The organism is Roseovarius ramblicola (assembly GCF_042430665.1).
In the GTDB taxonomy this organism is placed as follows: domain Bacteria; phylum Pseudomonadota; class Alphaproteobacteria; order Rhodobacterales; family Rhodobacteraceae; genus Roseovarius; species Roseovarius ramblicola.
Map to the genome: position 1 here is coordinate 149,437 of NZ_JBHMEC010000009.1, position 16,725 is coordinate 166,161.

Sequence of the window (16,725 nt, forward strand, 5' to 3'; positions counted from 1 at the left end):
CCGCCCCTTTAATGCGTGCCTTCATAGGCTTCTTCGCCCGCGCCCAGCGTGTCGCGGTCGAGATGTTTGTCGGCGCTCTCCGGCCCTTCGCGGAATTCCAGCAGCGACCGCCAGAAGAACGCCATCGCGTGAAGAAAGATCATGCCGGCAAAGAACACCAGCAGCACCTTGAACAGGAAATACCCGTTGAAGCCGTTGGGGCTAAAGCCGATGGTCTCGACATTCCAGCGCAGCGCCCGCGCCTTCATCAGCAGCCGGTCGATACCGTCAGAGGCCGACGGCTTGGGCACGATCAGGTGCCGCCACAGGAAATACCAGCCATACATCCAGATCAGCACCGCCATCGGCATCATGAAGACGAGGCTGCCCGCCATGTCGATCACGCGCTTGGTGCGGTGGCGGACCTGTGCATAGATCAGGTCCACCCGCACATGCCCGCCCTGCACGAAGGTGTAGGTGCAGCACAGCGCCACCACCATCGCGTTGTAGAGCTTGAGCTCCTCGGCCCACCAGCTGATGTCGAACTCCAGCGGGATGCCCACCCCCAGAACGATGTCGGGCCGCGCAAAGATGCGCTGGATAAAGACGATGACGATCTGCTGCAGCACCATGATCAGCCCCGCCCAGGCCACAAGGCGGCCCACCGTGTTGGCAAACCCTTCGAGCGCGCGCACGCAGGCCCACATGATGCCGGCGCGCCAGATACCGAGCGCGGTCAGCACCAGAAAGGCGGTGAACACCACGAAAAAGAACTCGACCGAGCCGCCGTAAAAGACCACCCGCATGACGGCCTGCTTGTCCGACCAGTCGAGCCACAGGCCCGGATGCGTGACCGCATAGCCGAGATTGACGAAGGCCATCGCGACATTCTGGAAAAACCACAGCACTGCGTCGATCATCTTTCCCCCTCGCACCCGCGCGCCGCCGCGCCGGTGCCTCTCCCGTCCGGGTATGCGCGCAGGCCCCGGATGCGCCGGGGCCTGCGGCCTTTGCTAGACGTCCGTGGTCTTAGCCCAGCACGCGGTTGCGCTGCGCGACATAGGCACCGTCGGATTTCTGGATCCACGAGGACGAGGCCGCCATCGACGCCATGTAGCTGTCATAGACGCGCTTGTAGATGTCATCGCCCATGTTCTCCTGATGCACGGCGTCCGACGCCTCGCCGAAGGCGTCCCAGACGCTGTTGGGGAATTCCAGCGTCTTGACGCCCGCCGATTGCAGGCGCTGCAGCGCGGCGCCGTTGTTGGACAGGAACTGTGCGAGGTTCCACTGGTGCGCCTCGGCGCAGGCGATCTCGACCATCTTCTGCTGCTGCGCGTTCAGGCTCTCGAACACCTCGCGGTTCATGCCGATCGACAGACCCGCGCCCGGCTCGTGGAAACCGGCGGTATAGTAGGTCTTGGTGATCTCCTGGAAACCGGCCTTCTCGTCGGCCCAGGGTCCGATCCACTCGGTCCCGTCGATCGCCCCCGAGGCCAGCGCCTGGTAGACTTCCGAGCCGGGCAGGTTCTGCACGCTTGCGCCCAGCTTGCCCAGCGCCTTGCCGCCAAGGCCGGGCATGCGGAACTTGAGGCCGTTGAAGTCCTCGGGGCCCTTGATCTCCCTCGAGAACCAGCCACCCGCCTGCGCGCCGGTGTTGCCCGCGAGGAACGACTTGAGCCCGAAGATCTTGCCCAGCTCGTCGTGAAAGCCCGCGCCGTCGCCGTGGTAGTACCAGTTGACCAGCTCCTGCGCGGTCATGCCGAAGGGCACCGAGGTAAAGAAGGCATAGGCCGGGTGCTGACCGACGAAGTAGTAATCGGCCCCGTGATACATGTCGGCCTGACCGGCGGTCACCGCATCGAACACCTCGAACGCGCCGACGAGCTCGCCCGCGCCCTTGACGTCCACGGTCAGGCTGCCGTCGGTCATGCCGTTGATGGTGTCGGCCACGCGCTGCGCGGCGTCGAACACACCGGCAAGGCCGCGGCCCCAGGTGGTGACCATGGTGAGCGTGCGGTTGCCCTGCGCGATGGCGGGCGCGGCCAGGGTCGAGGCGGCAGCAGCCCCGCCGCCAAGCGCGGTATTTCTCAGAAACGAACGGCGATCCATTTTTTTCCTCCCGGTTGTATGATGCGGTCGCCTCTCTCCCGGACGTCCCGCGGATCGTTGAGTGTCGGGACATTAGCCCGCGATTCGCGACCTGCAAATACCGATTACTGCGTAGTCACACGAATTTTGTGGCCCCGTCCCGCGTCGATTCGGCCTTGCACCCGCGCGGGCGCGGGTGTTGAACCTCGCCATGAAGCCCAAGATCCTCACCACCCTGCCCGGCTATACCGCGGCGCTGTTCCGGGCCGATCTGCTCGCCGGGATCACCGTGGCCACGGTGGCCCTGCCGCTCAGCATCGCCATCGCCATCGCCTCCGGGGCCCCGCCCGCGACCGGGCTGACCACGGCGATCATCGGCGGGTTCCTCATCTCGGCGCTCGGTGGTAGCCGGGTTCAGATCGGCGGGCCCACCGGGGCCTTCATCGTCGTGGTCTACGGTGTCATCGCCGAGTACGGCCATGACGGGCTGGTGCTGGCGACCCTGATGGCGGGGATCATCATGATGATCGCGGGCGTCTTCAAGGCCGGCAGCCTTGTGAAACACATCCCCGAAGCGGTGATCAGCGGTTTTACCATCGGCATCGCGATCATCATCGCCACCAGCCAGTTGCGCGACCTCTTCGGCCTGTCCGTGACCGACCTGCCCGCCGACTTCCTGCCCAAGATCGCCGCGCTCTGGTCGGCGCGCGACACCTTCGATCCGCGCGCACTCGCGATCGGGGCGGTGGCTCTGACAGTGATCGTCGGGCTGCGCCGTCTGTTGCCGCGCTTTCCGGGGCTGATCGTGGCCATGGCGCTCTGTTCGGCAGCGGTCGCGATGCTCGACCTGCCGGTGGACACGCTGCAATCGCGCTTCGGCGTGCTGCCCAACACCCTGCCGTGGCCACAGATACCGGAGATAACGCTCCAGCGGATGATCGAACTGCTGCCCTCGGCGCTGGTCATCGCCTTTCTCGCCGGGGTGGAGTCGCTGCTGTCGGCCTCCGTGGCCGACCGCATGATCGGCGGCAACACCCGCCCCAATGCCGAGGTAATCGCGAATGGCGTGGCCAATACCGGCGCGGCGCTGTTTGCCGGGCTGCCGGTGACCGGGGCCATCGCGCGCACCGCCACCAATGTCCATGCCGGCGGGCGGACGCCGGTGGCCGGCATGGTGCACGCGCTCGTCATCCTGCTGGTGATGCTGCTTGCCGCGCCGCTCGCGGGGTTTCTCGCCATGCCCGCGCTGGCCGGGCTGTTGCTCGTCACCGCGTGGAACATGTCCGAGCCGCAGCACTGGCACCGCCACCTGGCGGCGCGCCGGTCGGATCAGGTGCTGCTTGTCATCACCCTGGTGCTGACCGTGCTGACCGACCTTACCCTCGCCATCGGGGTGGGGGTCGCGCTCGGGCTGGCGCTGCGCCTGAGACGCCGCCACGTCCCCGAGGCCGAATGGCACGACCCCGAGCGCTGAGCCGCGCGAAAGACTGGATTTCCGGCGCGCGGAGTCGTATCGGAAAGCCATGCCCGCGCGGTTTCACCTCAACTATGGGCAGAAGCTCTTTCTGCTCGCCACGCTGCCGCTGATCCTCACGGCGCTGGCGATCTCGGTCGTGGTGACGCTCGAGTCGCGGCAGATGGCCGAACGCGAGATCGAAACGCTGGAGGCGCAGCTCATCGCCGCCAAGCGTGCGGAGCTGAAGAATTACATCTCCATCGCGCGCACCGCCTTCGTCAACATCTATGGCCGCGCCGCCCCCGACGACCGCGAGGCGATGCAACAGGTCAGCCAGATCCTCGCCGCGATGCTCTACGGGCAGGACGGCTATTTCTTCGTTTTCGACTATGACGGCACCAACCTCGTCAGCCCCAGGCGCACCGAACTTATCGGGCGCGACTGGACCGGGCTGGAGGATTCGTCGGGCGTGCCCGTCACCAACGAGCTCATACGGCTGGCGCGCTCCGGCGGGGGCTATCACAGCTTCATCTGGCCCAAGCCCTCGACCGGCGAGCGCACGCAGATGGTGGCCTATGTCATCGGGCTTCAGGACTGGCGCTGGGCGATCGGCACGGGGGTGTTCATCGACGACGTGATCGCCGCCGTCGCCGCCTCGCGCCAGCAGGTCGAGACGCGCGTGCAGCGCACCTTCTTCTTTATCGGCGGGGCGACGATCCTCGCGCTGGTCTTCGTGTTCGTGACCGGCCTCTTCATCACCATCCGCGAGCGCCGCCTCGCCGATGCCAAGCTCAAGCGGCTGACGCAGCGGGTGTTCGACGCGCAGGAGGAAGAGCGCGGGCGCGTCGCGCGCGAACTGCACGACGGCATCAGCCAGATCCTCGTCGGCGTGCGCTACGCGCTGGAAACCGCGCGCAGGCGGCTGGCCACGGGAGATGCGCGCGCCGGCGACACACTCGACCGCGGGGCCCTGCACCTCTCCACCGCCATCCAGGAGGTGCGCCGCATCAGCCGCGACCTGCGCCCCGGCGCGCTCGACGATCTCGGCCTCGGCCCCGCGCTCAAGGCGCTGTCGGAGGATTTCGGCCGTCGCACCGGCATCGTCACCGAATTCGACACCGTGGTGTTCCGCAACCGGCTCGACGACGAGGCCAAGATCGCGCTCTACCGCGTCGCGCAGGAGGCGCTCACCAATATCGAGCGCCATTCCGGCGCGACCCGCGTCCATATCGACCTGCGCGGCCACGCAAGCGGCGGCACCCTGCGCATCACCGACAACGGCTGCGGCATCGACACCGCGCGCGCCGGCGCGGGCGGCGGGCTCGGGCTGCGCAACATGCAGGAACGCATCGAGCAGATCGACGGGAGCCTCACGATCCGCTCCACGTCCGAGGGCACCGAGATCGCGGCCACCGTGCCGCTCACCCATCTTCTCACGCCACAGGGCCAGTCCGAGACGGTCCCCGAAACGAAAAGGGCAACGGCATGACCCACGCTCCCACCCGCGTCGTCATCGTCGACGATCACCCGATGGTCACCGAGGGCATCCAGTCCATCCTCGAAGGCTATGAAGATATCGAGGTGATCGCCGCGCTCGCCAGCGGGCAGGCGATCATCGACCAGGTCGGAGAGCTTGCCCCCGACGTGGTGCTGCTCGACCTCAACATGCCGGGCATCGGCGGGCTCTCGACCGCCGAGATCCTGCTCGAACGCCGCCCCGGCACGCGCATCCTGATCCTGTCGATGCACGACAGCCCCGAATATATCGCTTCGGCGCTCAGCCACGGCGCCTTGGGCTACGTGCTCAAGGACGTGCCGGTGGACGAGATCAAGCGCGCCATCGACGCGGTGATGGCCGGAGAGCGCTATCTGTGCACCGGCGCGCAGGGCTCGCTCGCGCCCTACGCGGCACCCGAGCGCGAACAGCTCACCAACCGCGAGCAGACCATCCTGCTCCTGCTCGCTCAGGGCAAATCCAACAAGGAGGTCGCGTGTGCGCTCGATATCTCGGTGCGCACGGTCGAGACCCACCGCAAGAACATCAAGCGCAAGCTCGGCATCTCCTCCACCGCGGGGCTGACACGCTACGCGCTCGAACATGGCGTGTTGCAGGGCACCGGCGTGCGTATCTGATCCGGGCGCGGAACGGATTGACACAAAACGGGAACACCTGTAGAACGTGATCGACCTGTGCGAACGGAGGCCGTGATGCTGACCCGAAAACAACGCGACCTGCTGGAATTCATTCACAAGCGCGTGCAGCGCGACGGTGTCCCGCCCAGCTTTGACGAGATGCGCGAAGCCCTTGATCTGCGCTCGAAGTCCGGCATCCACCGGCTGATAACGGCGCTCGAGGAACGCGGCTTCATCCGGCGGCTCGCGCATCGCGCCCGCGCCATCGAGATCGTGCGCCTTCCCGACATGATCGCCGATCAGGGGCAGACCGGGTTCGTCCCGCGCGTGGTCGAGGGGGATCGCCGCTCCGCCCCGCCGCACCCCGCCAACGCCCTGCCGGTCGAAACCGCGGACGCGCTGTCGCTGCCGGTGATGGGCCGCATCGCCGCCGGCACACCGATCGAGGCGATCGCCCATGCCAGCCACAATATCAGCGTCCCCGCCGGGATGATCTCGGGGCAGGGCGATCACTACGCGCTCGAAGTCAAGGGCGATTCCATGATCGACGCCGGTATCAATGACGGCGACGTGGTCATCATCCGCGAAACGCAGGTGGCCGATAACGGCGACATCGTGGTCGCGCTGGTCGAGGATCAGGAGGCCACGCTCAAGCGTTTCCGGCGCAGCGGGCACACCATCGTGCTCGAGGCCGCCAACCCCGCCTACGAGCCGCGTGTCCTGCCGCAGGACATGGTGCGCGTGCAGGGCCGCCTCGTCGGGCTGATCCGCACCTACTGATCCGTCGCGGGGGCCCACGGGCGCCGCCCTGCCAGCGCCGCGGCGCCCGGCAGCGGCGTGCCGTCGGCGGCGAACGCCAGCGAGCCGGTCTCGCGCAGCGTGCGCGGAGACGCGACGCGGCAGCCGCCTTCGGGCGGCCCCTCCGGATCGGCCGTCAGCACGAGGATTTTCGCCCCCGCGCAATCGAGCGGCCCGCGCGCCGCGGCGCGGCCAGGCCGCGCGCTGACCGCGAAGGGGGCCAGCAGATCGTCGCGCCAGCGCGCGTGCGCCTCCTCCTGCGCGACCGGATCGCCGTCGTTCTCCAGCCAGTTGCGCGCCACGAACCCGCCGCCCCTCGGCTTGTTGAGCGCGCGGCCCGCCCCGGTCATCACGCCCACCAGCCCGCCGCTGTCGGCGATCAGCAGCGCCGGGCGCTCGGCCTGCGTCCACAGCCCCGCGGCCACCGCCACCGGCACCAGGCCCAGCAGCCGCGCCCGCCCCTGCCACAGCACCACGAAGAGCGCGCCCAGCGCGATCACCGGCAGCACCGCCGGTCCGGGTGCCACCACCGGTATGCGCGCCCCCTCCAGCCCCGCGGCCCGGTTCGCGACACCGAGAATCCAGTCGAGCCCCAGCCCCATCGCCCACAGCGGCAGCGCGTCGAGCCCAACAGGCAGCAACAGCGCCGCGATCACCGCTGCGGGCATCACCAGCACGCCCATCAGCGGCACGCTCAACAGGTTGGCGGGCAGGCCGTATTGCGCGAGCTGGTTGAAATGCGCCGCCGCCACCGGCGCGGTCGCGGCGCCCGCCACCGCCGACGAGACGACCACCGCCAGCACCGGGCGCAGCCAGCGCGGCCCCATCGGCACCTGCGCGTCGCGCAGCCAGCCGAACACCGCGACAAGCGCCACCGTGGCGGCGAACGACATCTGGAAACCGGGGCCCGGCAGCGCCTCGGGCCGCAGCACCAGCACGATGATCGCCGCCACCGCGACCGCGCGCAGGCTGAACGCGCGGCGGTCGAGCATCACCGCCACCAGCATCACCGAAACCATGACAAAGGCGCGCTCGGTGGCCACGTTGCCCCCCGACAGGCCCAGATAGCCCGCCCCCGCGAGGATCGCGAGCGCGGCGGCGATCTTCTTGGTGGGCCAGACCAGCGCCACCCGCGGAACCGCCGCCAGCACCAGCCGCGCGGCGGCAAAGACGAACCCCGCGAGCAGCCCCATGTGCAGCCCCGAGATCGCCAGCAGGTGCGCGAGGTTGGACAGGCGCATGTCCTCCAGCGTGTCCTGCGACAGGCCCGATCGGTCGCCGGTCATGATCGCGGCGGCAAAGGCCCCGGCCTGCCCCGGCAGACGCTCGCGGACATGACCGGCCAGCGCCATGCGCGTGCGAAAGAGCGGCTGCGCACCCGCCGCCCGGGCCAGCGCCAGCACCGGCACGCGGGTATAGCCGACCGCGCCGATCCGCTGAAACCACGCGTGGCGGCGGAAGTCGAAGCCACCCGGCTCGACCGGCCCGCCGGGGGGCACCAGATGGCCGGTTGTCATCACCCGCAGCCCCGGCGCGACGTCGGCCACATCCTGCGCCGCGACCCCGTGCAGCGACAGGCGCACCCGCCGGGGCACCCGCTCGGGATCCATCCGCGAGAGCACCACCCGGTCGAGCGTGATCCGCAGCGCATCCGAGGCCGAGCGGTCGATCGCCACAATCCGCCCCTCCACCGGCCCGTAATAGCGAAAGCCCAGCACCGGCCCCGCCACCAGATGCGTGCGCAGCCCCGCAACGGCCACCCCCGCGAGCAGCACCGCCAGCGCACAGACCAGCGGCCCCGACCATTCCCGCCCGCGCCACAGCGCCAGCCCCAGCAGGGCCGCCGCAATCGCCCCGCAGGCGGCGAGCATCGCCCCCGGCGGTTCGGCCGGCAGGGCGAAATAGAGGCCGACCCCGCAGGCCAGCAGGACCGGCACCCATGGAAACAGCGCCCCGCGCTGACGCAGCCATCCGCGCTCGATCATCTCCGGGATGCGTGCCACTTGTCTCCCTCCCGGCGGGCCGATAGACAGGCGGCATTCTCGCCCGACATCCCTTAAGAAAAGGTTAAACCCGCCGATGAGCCAACAGGTCGTGACCCGTTTCGCCCCCTCGCCCACCGGGTTCCTGCACATCGGCGGGGCGCGCACGGCGCTGTTCAACTGGCTTTATGCGCGCGGGCGCGGGGGTAAGTTCCTGCTCCGCATCGAGGATACCGACCGCGCCCGCTCCACCCCCGAGGCAAGCCGCGCGATCCTCGACGGGCTCGCCTGGCTCGGCCTCGGCCATGACGGCGAAGCCATGAGCCAGGCCGCCCGCGCCGACCGCCACGCCGAGGTGGCGTATCAGCTTCTGGCCGCAGGCCGCGCCTACAAGTGTTTTGCCACCCAGGACGAAATCGAGGCGTTCCGCGAAGCCGCCCGCGCCGAGGGCCGCTCGACCCTGTACCAGAGCCCGTGGCGCGACGCCGACCCGGCCACCCACCCCGGGGACGGCGCGCCCCATGTCATCCGCATCAAGGCCCCGCGCGACGGCGCGACGGTGATCGCCGACGCGGTGCAGGGCGACGTGTCGATCCGCAACGATCAACTCGACGACATGGTGCTCCTGCGCAGCGACGGCACGCCGGTCTACATGCTCGCCGTGGCGGTGGACGATCACGACATGGGCGTGACCCACGTGATCCGCGGCGACGACCACCTCAACAACGCCGCGCGCCAGATGCTGATCTACCGGGCGATGGGCTGGCCGCTGCCGGTCTATGCCCATATCCCGCTGATCCACGGGCCTGACGGCAAGAAACTCAGCAAGCGCCACGGCGCGCTCGGCGTGGACGAGTATCAGCGCATGGGCTACCCGGCGGCCGGGATGCGCAACTATCTCGCCCGCCTCGGCTGGAGCCACGGCGATGACGAATTCTTTACCGACGCGCAGGCGCGGGCGTGGTTCGACATCACCGGCATCGGCAAGTCCCCCGCGCGGCTCGACTTCAGGAAGCTGGAGAATCTCTGCGGCCAGCATATCGCCGCGACGGAGGATGCTGCGCTGCTGCATGAATTGCAGGGATTCCTCGCCGCGACCGGCGCGCAGCCCCTGTCAGAGGACAAGGCGTCGCTGCTGGAACGCGGTATGTATTGCCTCAAGGACCGGGCCAAGACATTCCCGGAACTACTTGACAAGGCAGCATTTATCATGGCCGACCGCCCGATCGAACCGGACGGGCGGGCGGCGGCCCAATTGGATAATGTATCCCGTGGTATACTGACGGAATTGACGCCGCACCTGCAAAATGCTACGTGGTCCCGCGACAGCCTCGAGACCGTGGCGACGGCGACCGCCGAGCGCCACGGGATCAAGTTCGGCAAGCTGGCGGGACCGCTCCGGGCCGCGCTGGCAGGACGCACGGCAACGCCGAGCGTGTTCGACATGATGCTGGTCCTCGGGCGGGAGGAAACGATCGCCCGGCTGACCGACGCCGCTTGCGACGAGGGGTAATCCTCTGGCAAGGAGATGAATGGACCCAGTCCGGCGCGCCGCCACGCGGCCCCGGACTCTGAGAGGGAGGACCCCGGAATGTCAGACAAGCAAAGAACCGCGAAGCTCGAAATCGACGGCAACACCTACGATCTGCCGATCTTTTCGCCCACGGCGGGCCCCGACGTGGTGGATATCCGCAAGCTCTACGGCACGGCGGGCGTCTTCACCTACGATCCCGGCTTCACCTCGACGGCAAGCTGCGACAGCACCATCACCTTCATCGACGGCGACAAGGGCGAACTGCTGCATCGCGGCTACCCGATCGACCAGCTTGCCGGCAAGTCGCATTTCCTCGAGGTTTGCTACCTGCTGCTCTACGGCGAGTTGCCCAAGCCCGCCGAACTCGAGGATTTCGAGGCCCGCGTGACCGGGCACACCATGCTGCACGAGCAGATGGTGTATTTCTTCCGCGGCTTCCGCCGCGACGCGCACCCGATGGCGATCATGGTGGGCGTGGTGGGCGCGATGTCGGCCTTCTACCATGACAGCACCGATATCAGCGACCCGTGGCAGCGCGAGGTGGCGTCGATCCGCATGATCGCCAAGATGCCGACCATCGCCGCCTGGGCCTACAAGTATTCCATCGGGCAGCCCTTCGAGTATCCGCGCAACGATCTCGACTACGCGTCGAACTTCCTGCGCATGTGCTTCTCGGTTCCGGCCGAGGAATACGAGGTCAACCCGATCCTGAGCCGCGCGATGGACCGGATCTTCACCCTGCACGCCGATCACGAGCAGAACGCCTCGACCTCGACGGTGCGGCTCGCGTCAAGCTCGGGGGCCAACCCGTTCGCCTGCATCGCCGCCGGCATCGCCTGCCTGTGGGGGCCCGCGCATGGCGGCGCCAACCAGGCCTGCCTCGAAATGCTGCGCGAGATCGGCACGCCCGACCGCATCCCCGAATTCATCGCCCGCGCCAAGGACAAGGACGACCCGTTCCGCCTGATGGGCTTCGGCCACCGCGTCTACAAGAACTTCGACCCGCGCGCCAAGGTGATGAAACAGTCCGCCGACGAGGTGCTCGAGCTTCTGGGCGTCGAGAACAACCCGACGCTGCAGGTCGCCAAGGAACTGGAAAAACAGGCGCTGGCCGACCCGTATTTCACCGAGAAGAAGCTGTTCCCCAATGTCGATTTCTACTCCGGCATCATCCTCGAGGCGATGGGCTTTCCGACCTCGATGTTCACGCCCATCTTCGCGGTGTCGCGCACCATCGGCTGGATTTCCCAGTGGAAGGAAATGATCAGCGACCCGCAGATGAAGATCGGCCGCCCGCGCCAGCTCTATCAGGGCGAGACGCTGCGCGACTACGTGGACATCGAAAAGCGCTGACCCGCGAAAGCCGCCCCCATATCCGCAGCAAGGCCCGCCATTGGCGGGCCTTGTCCGTTCGCGGATCGTGGTGTGGGCCGGTCCGGGTCGGATGACCGCGCGGGGCCGCCAACCGCACGACCGCCCCGGGCGATCCCCGCCCGTTACCAGTCCATCACCACCTTGCCGGAATTGCCCGAGATCATCGCGGCGAACCCCGCCTCATAATCGTCGATCCCGATCCGGTGGGTGATCAGCCCCGACACATCCAGCCCCGATTGCACCAGCGCGATCATCTTGTACCAGGTCTCGAACATCTCGCGGCCATAGATGCCCTTGATATGCAGCATCTTGAAGATCACCGCGTTCCAGTCCACCGCGAATTCGGTGGGCGCAATCCCCAGCAGCGCCAGCTTGCCGCCATTGTTGAGCCGCGCGATCATCTGCTGCATCGCCGGCGCGGCCCCGGACATCTCCAGCCCGACGTCGAACCCCTCGGTCATGCCGATGCCGTCCATCACGTCGCGCAATTGCTGATTGCCCACATCGACCACATGCTGCACCCCCATCCGCCGCGCCAGATCAAGGCGGTAGGGGTTGATATCGGTGATCACCACCTTGCGCGCGCCAACCTTTTGCGCGACCAGCGCACCCATGATCCCGATCGGCCCGGCGCCCGTCACCAGTACGTCCTCGCCCACCAGATCGAAACTCAGCGCGGTGTGCACGGCATTGCCGAACGGGTCGAAGATCGCCGCGATCTCGTCGGGGATGTCCTCGGGGATCGGCACCACGTTCATCTCGGGAATACAGACATACTCCGCGAAAGAGCCGGGCCGGTTCACGCCCACGCCGCGCGTGTTGCGGCACAGATGCCCCCGCCCCGCGCGGCAATTGCGGCACGCCCCGCAGACGATATGCCCCTCGCCCGACACCCGCTGCCCGATCCTGTACTTGGTAGCGGCAGGCCCGGTATCCACGATCTCGCCGACAAACTCATGCCCCACCACCATCGGCACCGGCACCGTCCGGGCCGAGAATTCATCCCATTTCCAGATATGCACATCGGTGCCGCAAATCGCGGATTTCCTCACCTTGATCAGCACATCCGCCGGGCCGACCTCGGGCACCGGCACATAGTCCATCCAGAGGCCCGGCTCGGGCTTCGCCTTCACCAGTGCCTTCATCTCATTCTGCATTGCCCTGCCCCCACAAATCGGTGCTCAGATATTTCAAGCCGCTGTCGCAAACCACGAAGGCGACACAGCCACCGCGCTCCGGCCCTCGCAACAGCCGGACCGCCGCCGCCAGATTGGCCCCGGCGGAATAGCCGCCGAAAATGCCCTCGGTCCGGGCCAGAAGCCGCGCATGCTCCGCCGCCTCGGCCCCCGTGACCGTCACATCCCCCGCCAGATCGACCCCGCGCAGATGCACGAGATCGGGCATCGAGTATCCGCCGCCCTGTATCGGATGATCCGCCCGGTCAGGTTGCACCGCGTAGCACCGCACCCCCAAGGGCGCGAAGACCCGCGCCGCACCGCCGATCGTCCCGCCAGAGCCGACGAAATCGCAAAACGCCGTCACCGCATGGCCCGACTGCTCCCAGATCTCGGGCGCGGTGCCGGTGGCATGCGCCTCCGGGTTGCCCTCCCGCGCGAACTGATCCGCCCGGAACGCGGCGCGATCCTCCGTGATCCGCCGCGCCGCCGCCTCGACCAGCGCCAGATCCGCCCCCGACACCTCGCCGGGCTTTGCGCCCTCCGCTTGGCGCACCAGCACCACCTCCGCGCCGAGGCCGCGCATCATCCGCGCCCGCTCCTCGGAATTGCCAGCGCTCATCACCGCGACAAAGGGATGCCCCAGCACCGCACAGACAATCGCCAGCCCGGTGCCCATGTTGCCCGAGGTCAGTTCCACCACCACCTGCCCATCGCGCAACTCACCGCTCGCGCGCGCGGCCTCGATGATCGCCCGCGCCGCACGGTCCTTCTTGGAAAACCCGGGGGTGAGATAATCGAGCTTGGCCAGCAACCGCCCCTCAAGGTCCAGCGCCGCGCGGATGCGGTGCAACTCGACCAGCGGCGTATCGCCAATCGCCTCGATCACCGATGGCAGCGGCGTCATGCAATGACCCCCAACGCGCGCCCGACCGACTCAAAAGCGTCAATCGCCCGGTCCAGCATGTCGCGGCTCAATGCGGCACTCATCTGCGTGCGGATGCGGTCCTGCCCTTTCGGCACCACCGGGTACGAAAACGCCGTCACGTAGACACCCCGCGCGTTCAGCTTGGCCGCCATCTCCTGCGCCAGCTTCGGGTCGCGCAGCATCACCGGGATGATCGCGTGCTCACCGGGCAAGAGCTCAAACCCCAGCGCCCCCATCCGCGCGCGGAAATACGCCGCATTCTCCCACAGTCGCGCCCGGAGCGCCTCGCCATCCTCCAGCATGTCAAAGACCTTGAGCGACGCGCCGGCGATGACAGGCGCCAGCGTGTTCGAGAAGAGATAAGGCCGCGAGCGCTGCCGCAACCAGTCCACCACTTGGCGAGATGCCGCCGTATACCCGCCCGACGCGCCGCCCAGCGCCTTGCCCAGCGTGCCGGTCAGGATATCCACCCGGTCCATCACCCCGAAATGCTCGGGCGTGCCGCGCCCCGTGGCCCCGACAAAGCCGGTCGCGTGGCAATCATCCACCATCACCAGCGCATCATACCGCTCCGCCAGATCGCAGATCTCGTCGAGCGGCGCGTAATACCCGTCCATCGAAAACACGCCATCGGTCGCAATCAACCGATGCCGCGCCCCCTGCGCCTCCTGCAAACAGCGCTCCAGATCCGCCATGTCGCGATTGCCATAGCGCCAGCGCTGCGCCTTGCACAGCCGCACCCCGTCGATGATGCTCGCATGGTTGAGCGCATCCGAGACGATCGCGTCCTCCGGCCCCAGAATGGTCTCGAACAACCCGGTATTGGCATCAAAGGCGGCGGCGTAGAGGATCGCATCCTCTTTCCCCAGAAACCCGGCAATCCGCGCCTCCAGCGCCTTGTGCTCTTCCTGCGTGCCGCAGATGAACCGGACGCTCGCCATGCCGAACCCGTAGCGATCCAGCGCCGCATGCGCCGCCGCGATGACCTCCGGGTTGTCGGCGAGCCCGAGGTAATTGTTGGCGCAAAGGTTCACCACCTCGGCCCCGTCCGCAAGCCGCACCTCGCCCGCCTGCATCGAGGCGATCACCCGCTCGGACTTGTAAAGCCCCTCCTCGCGCAGCCCGTCGAGCCGCCCGGCCATATCCGCATCGAACCGATCCCGTGCCGTCATGATCCCCTCCTTCATCTTGCCCCAAATATCCCGGGGGAGCCGCCCGGCACGGGCGACGGGGGCAGCGCCCCCTCATCCCTCGGCCACCCGCGGCCGCCCCCCGGCCTCTACCACGATCTCCGCCTCCAGGAACACCCGCCGCCCCTCGGCCTCCGCCTCGCGCACCTCCCGCCGCGCGCGCACCTGCACATCCACCGCCCCCGCGGCCTCCGCCGCCGCCCGCGCCTCGGCCCCCAGCGCCGCCTCCAGCGCCGCCATCGCCGCCTCCGCGTCGCCGAAATCCTCCGGCCCGGCCTCCAGATGCGCGCGATACCGCCCCGCGGCGGGGGCCGTCACCACCCCCGCGCGCCGGATCACCACCCGGCCCACCACCGCGCCAATGGCGTTGGCCACGCCGGCATCCCCCGGCACGATCATCTCGCAGCCCAACCGCGCCCCCACCGCCGGGTAATAGCTCGCCGCCGACGCGCCCAGCCCGATCACCGGCACGCCCAGCCCGGTCTCGATCCGCACCAGCCCCCGGTGCGGCCCCAGCCCCCGCTGCATCAGCACATGCGCCGCCAACGCCTCGGGCGGCAGGCCGAACGCCTCCTCCTCCTCGGCAAACCCCACCTCCAGCAGCGCCAGCGCCGTCTGATGCGTCAGCCGCGCGACGATCATCGCCGCCAGCGCCGCCGCCCCATCGGCCAGCCGCGCACCCGATCCGACCCGCTTGCGCGCCACCAGCGCCAGCGCCAGCCGCGCCGCCTCCGCGTCCCAGGCGTCCAGCCTGCCCAGCACATGCGCCGCATCCGACGGCGTCACCCCGCCCAGTTGCACCAGCCCCCGACGCACCAGCCGGCCCAGAGCGCTGCGATCCATGCGGCTCCGCAGCACCCCGCCAAGCGGCCACACATCCGCCCCGATCCGCGCCAGCAGCGCCGCCTCGCGCTCCGACAGGCCGCCGGCCTCGATCCCCGGCACCGCCCGCACAAAGCGCGCATCCATCTCGCCCGGCACCGCCGCGCGCGCCTGCGCCTCCAGCGCCCGATGCACCGCCGCGGGGGCCTCCACCGCCATCAGGCTCACCGGCACCAGCCGCCGCGGCCCGAGGATCACGCCGCCCGCCAGCCCCTCGGCCACATGCACCTCGCTGTCACCGCCAAGGCCGAAGGTGCGCATCGCCACCGCCTCGACCATCGTGCGCCAGGGGCCCACGCGCGCCCCCTCCGGGTCGATCGCGGGGCGCCCGCCGCGCAGCACCGCCACATCGGTCGTCGTCCCGCCGATATCCGAGACCAGGGCGTGCCCGGCCCCGGTCAGCCACCGCGCCCCCACGATACTCGCCGCGGGCCCGCTCAGGATCGTCTCGATGGGCCGCTCCCGCGCCTGCGCCGCCGAGATGAGCGCGCCGTCGCCGCGCACCACCATCAGCGGCGCGGTGATCCCCTGCGCCCGCAACACCCCCTCCGCCCGCTCGATCAGCCGCGCGATCATGCCGATCAGCCGCGCATTGAGCAGCGCGGTCAGCGCCCGTTTCGGCCCATTGAGCTTGGCCGACAGGTGGTGCGACAGGCTCACCGGCCTGCCGGTCACCTCGCGGATGATCTCCGCCGCGCGCAATTCGTGGCCCGGGTTGCGCGTGGCGAACAGCCCGGCCACGGCATAGGCCCCGGCCCCCTGCCCCGCCTCCAGCCACGCCCGCAGCGCCGCCTCGTCCAGCGGCGCGGCCTCGGTGCCGCCCGCGCCATGCCCGCCCGCGATCACCAGCGCCGGATCGCCACCCAGCGCCTCGCGCAGCCCCTGCGCCGCCAGATCGCTCTCGCGAAACCCGATATGCACCAGCCCGGCGCGCCCGCCCTGCCCCTCGACCAGCGCATTGGTGGCCAGCGTCGTCGACAGCGACGCCAACCCGACGTCGCGCGCATCCGCACCGCCCTGCCGCAACACCTCCGCCACCGCCGCGCCGATCCCGATCGCCAGATCGTGCCGCGTGGTCAGCGCCTTGGCACTCGCCACCACCTCGGTCTCGTCGCGCAGCAGCACGGCGTCGGTATAGGTACCACCGGTATCCACCCCCAGAAGCAATGCCATGCGCCCCGCCCTTCTCTGCCCCCGACGCGC

At 68.9% G+C, this 16,725-nt stretch carries 13 protein-coding genes; 6 read left to right on the forward strand and 7 right to left on the reverse strand.

The window, feature by feature from the left end:
- Nucleotides 1-8: 8 nt before the first annotated feature.
- Together ACFFU4_RS06145 and ACFFU4_RS06150 are read right to left on the reverse strand one after the other, a co-directional pair.
- Complete coding sequence (locus ACFFU4_RS06145) at nucleotides 9-899, reverse strand: TRAP transporter small permease subunit (RefSeq protein WP_377068137.1); 891 nt, start codon at nucleotides 897-899, stop codon at nucleotides 9-11.
- A 109-nt stretch (nucleotides 900-1,008) separates the two neighbouring features.
- Nucleotides 1,009-2,091 carry a TRAP transporter substrate-binding protein gene (locus tag ACFFU4_RS06150; protein WP_377068139.1) on the reverse strand — a complete coding sequence of 361 codons (1,083 nt, stop codon included), beginning with the start codon at nucleotides 2,089-2,091 and terminating at the stop codon, nucleotides 1,009-1,011.
- Between the two features lie 190 nt (nucleotides 2,092-2,281).
- On the opposite strand from ACFFU4_RS06150, the gene ACFFU4_RS06155 reads away from it, so the two are divergent.
- The 4 genes from ACFFU4_RS06155 (at nucleotide 2,282) to lexA (ending at nucleotide 6,439) form a co-directional block, all read left to right on the forward strand.
- Nucleotides 2,282-3,544, forward strand: coding sequence for a SulP family inorganic anion transporter (locus tag ACFFU4_RS06155; RefSeq protein ID WP_377068141.1), 1,263 nt, complete (start codon nucleotides 2,282-2,284; stop codon nucleotides 3,542-3,544).
- Nucleotides 3,545-3,593: 49 nt separating this feature from the next.
- Complete coding sequence (locus ACFFU4_RS06160; protein ID WP_377068143.1) at nucleotides 3,594-5,015, forward strand: cache domain-containing protein; 1,422 nt, start codon at nucleotides 3,594-3,596, stop codon at nucleotides 5,013-5,015.
- Complete coding sequence (locus ACFFU4_RS06165; protein ID WP_377068145.1) at nucleotides 5,012-5,659, forward strand: response regulator transcription factor; 648 nt, start codon at nucleotides 5,012-5,014, stop codon at nucleotides 5,657-5,659. Before ACFFU4_RS06160 ends, ACFFU4_RS06165 begins: the two co-directional genes overlap by 4 nt.
- A 75-nt stretch (nucleotides 5,660-5,734) precedes the next feature.
- Entirely contained in the window at nucleotides 5,735-6,439 is a 705-nt protein-coding gene (gene lexA / locus ACFFU4_RS06170) for a transcriptional repressor LexA (RefSeq protein WP_377068147.1), read from the forward strand.
- Here lexA and ACFFU4_RS06175 read toward each other — a convergent pair.
- A complete protein-coding gene (locus ACFFU4_RS06175) occupies nucleotides 6,433-8,442 on the reverse strand; it encodes a ComEC/Rec2 family competence protein (RefSeq protein ID WP_377068227.1) in 2,010 nt (669 codons plus the stop codon). The genes lexA and ACFFU4_RS06175 overlap by 7 nt on opposite strands.
- A gap of 94 nt (nucleotides 8,443-8,536) precedes the next feature.
- On the opposite strand from ACFFU4_RS06175, the gene gltX reads away from it, so the two are divergent.
- Nucleotides 8,537-9,952, forward strand: coding sequence for a glutamate--tRNA ligase (gltX, locus tag ACFFU4_RS06180; protein WP_377068149.1), 1,416 nt, complete (start codon nucleotides 8,537-8,539; stop codon nucleotides 9,950-9,952).
- A 78-nt stretch (nucleotides 9,953-10,030) separates the two neighbouring features.
- On the forward strand, nucleotides 10,031-11,326 hold the full coding sequence (gene gltA / locus ACFFU4_RS06185; protein ID WP_377068151.1) for a citrate synthase: 1,296 nt from the start codon (nucleotides 10,031-10,033) through the stop codon (nucleotides 11,324-11,326).
- Between the two features lie 143 nt (nucleotides 11,327-11,469).
- Here gltA and tdh read toward each other — a convergent pair whose 3' ends face one another.
- The 4 genes from tdh to ACFFU4_RS06205 all read right to left on the reverse strand — a co-directional run bounded on the left by tdh (nucleotide 11,470) and on the right by ACFFU4_RS06205 (nucleotide 16,695).
- A complete protein-coding gene (gene tdh, locus ACFFU4_RS06190) occupies nucleotides 11,470-12,492 on the reverse strand; it encodes an L-threonine 3-dehydrogenase (protein ID WP_377068153.1) in 1,023 nt (340 codons plus the stop codon).
- A 1-nt stretch (nucleotide 12,493) separates the two neighbouring features.
- Complete coding sequence (locus ACFFU4_RS06195) at nucleotides 12,494-13,429, reverse strand: PLP-dependent cysteine synthase family protein (RefSeq protein ID WP_377068155.1); 936 nt, start codon at nucleotides 13,427-13,429, stop codon at nucleotides 12,494-12,496.
- Nucleotides 13,426-14,622 carry a glycine C-acetyltransferase gene (locus ACFFU4_RS06200; RefSeq protein ID WP_377068157.1) on the reverse strand — a complete coding sequence of 399 codons (1,197 nt, stop codon included), beginning with the start codon at nucleotides 14,620-14,622 and terminating at the stop codon, nucleotides 13,426-13,428. Before ACFFU4_RS06200 ends, ACFFU4_RS06195 begins: the two co-directional genes overlap by 4 nt.
- 72 nt (nucleotides 14,623-14,694) lie before the next feature.
- Nucleotides 14,695-16,695, reverse strand: coding sequence for a hydantoinase/oxoprolinase N-terminal domain-containing protein (locus ACFFU4_RS06205; RefSeq protein ID WP_377068159.1), 2,001 nt, complete (start codon nucleotides 16,693-16,695; stop codon nucleotides 14,695-14,697).
- Nucleotides 16,696-16,725 lie beyond the last annotated feature (30 nt).

Coding starts and splice junctions, on each gene's coding strand:
- ACFFU4_RS06145 (WP_377068137.1), bottom strand. CDS start 899: ATGATCGACGCAGTGCTGTGGTTTTTCCAGAATGTCGCGATGGCCTTC.
- ACFFU4_RS06150 (WP_377068139.1), bottom strand. CDS start 2,091: ATGGATCGCCGTTCGTTTCTGAGAAATACCGCGCTTGGCGGCGGGGCT.
- ACFFU4_RS06155 (WP_377068141.1), top strand. CDS start 2,282: ATGAAGCCCAAGATCCTCACCACCCTGCCCGGCTATACCGCGGCGCTG.
- ACFFU4_RS06160 (WP_377068143.1), top strand. CDS start 3,594: ATGCCCGCGCGGTTTCACCTCAACTATGGGCAGAAGCTCTTTCTGCTC.
- ACFFU4_RS06165 (WP_377068145.1), top strand. CDS start 5,012: ATGACCCACGCTCCCACCCGCGTCGTCATCGTCGACGATCACCCGATG.
- lexA (WP_377068147.1), top strand. CDS start 5,735: ATGCTGACCCGAAAACAACGCGACCTGCTGGAATTCATTCACAAGCGC.
- ACFFU4_RS06175 (WP_377068227.1), bottom strand. CDS start 8,442: ATGATCGAGCGCGGATGGCTGCGTCAGCGCGGGGCGCTGTTTCCATGG.
- gltX (WP_377068149.1), top strand. CDS start 8,537: ATGAGCCAACAGGTCGTGACCCGTTTCGCCCCCTCGCCCACCGGGTTC.
- gltA (WP_377068151.1), top strand. CDS start 10,031: ATGTCAGACAAGCAAAGAACCGCGAAGCTCGAAATCGACGGCAACACC.
- tdh (WP_377068153.1), bottom strand. CDS start 12,492: ATGAAGGCACTGGTGAAGGCGAAGCCCGAGCCGGGCCTCTGGATGGAC.
- ACFFU4_RS06195 (WP_377068155.1), bottom strand. CDS start 13,429: ATGACGCCGCTGCCATCGGTGATCGAGGCGATTGGCGATACGCCGCTG.
- ACFFU4_RS06200 (WP_377068157.1), bottom strand. CDS start 14,622: ATGACGGCACGGGATCGGTTCGATGCGGATATGGCCGGGCGGCTCGAC.
- ACFFU4_RS06205 (WP_377068159.1), bottom strand. CDS start 16,695: ATGGCATTGCTTCTGGGGGTGGATACCGGTGGTACCTATACCGACGCC.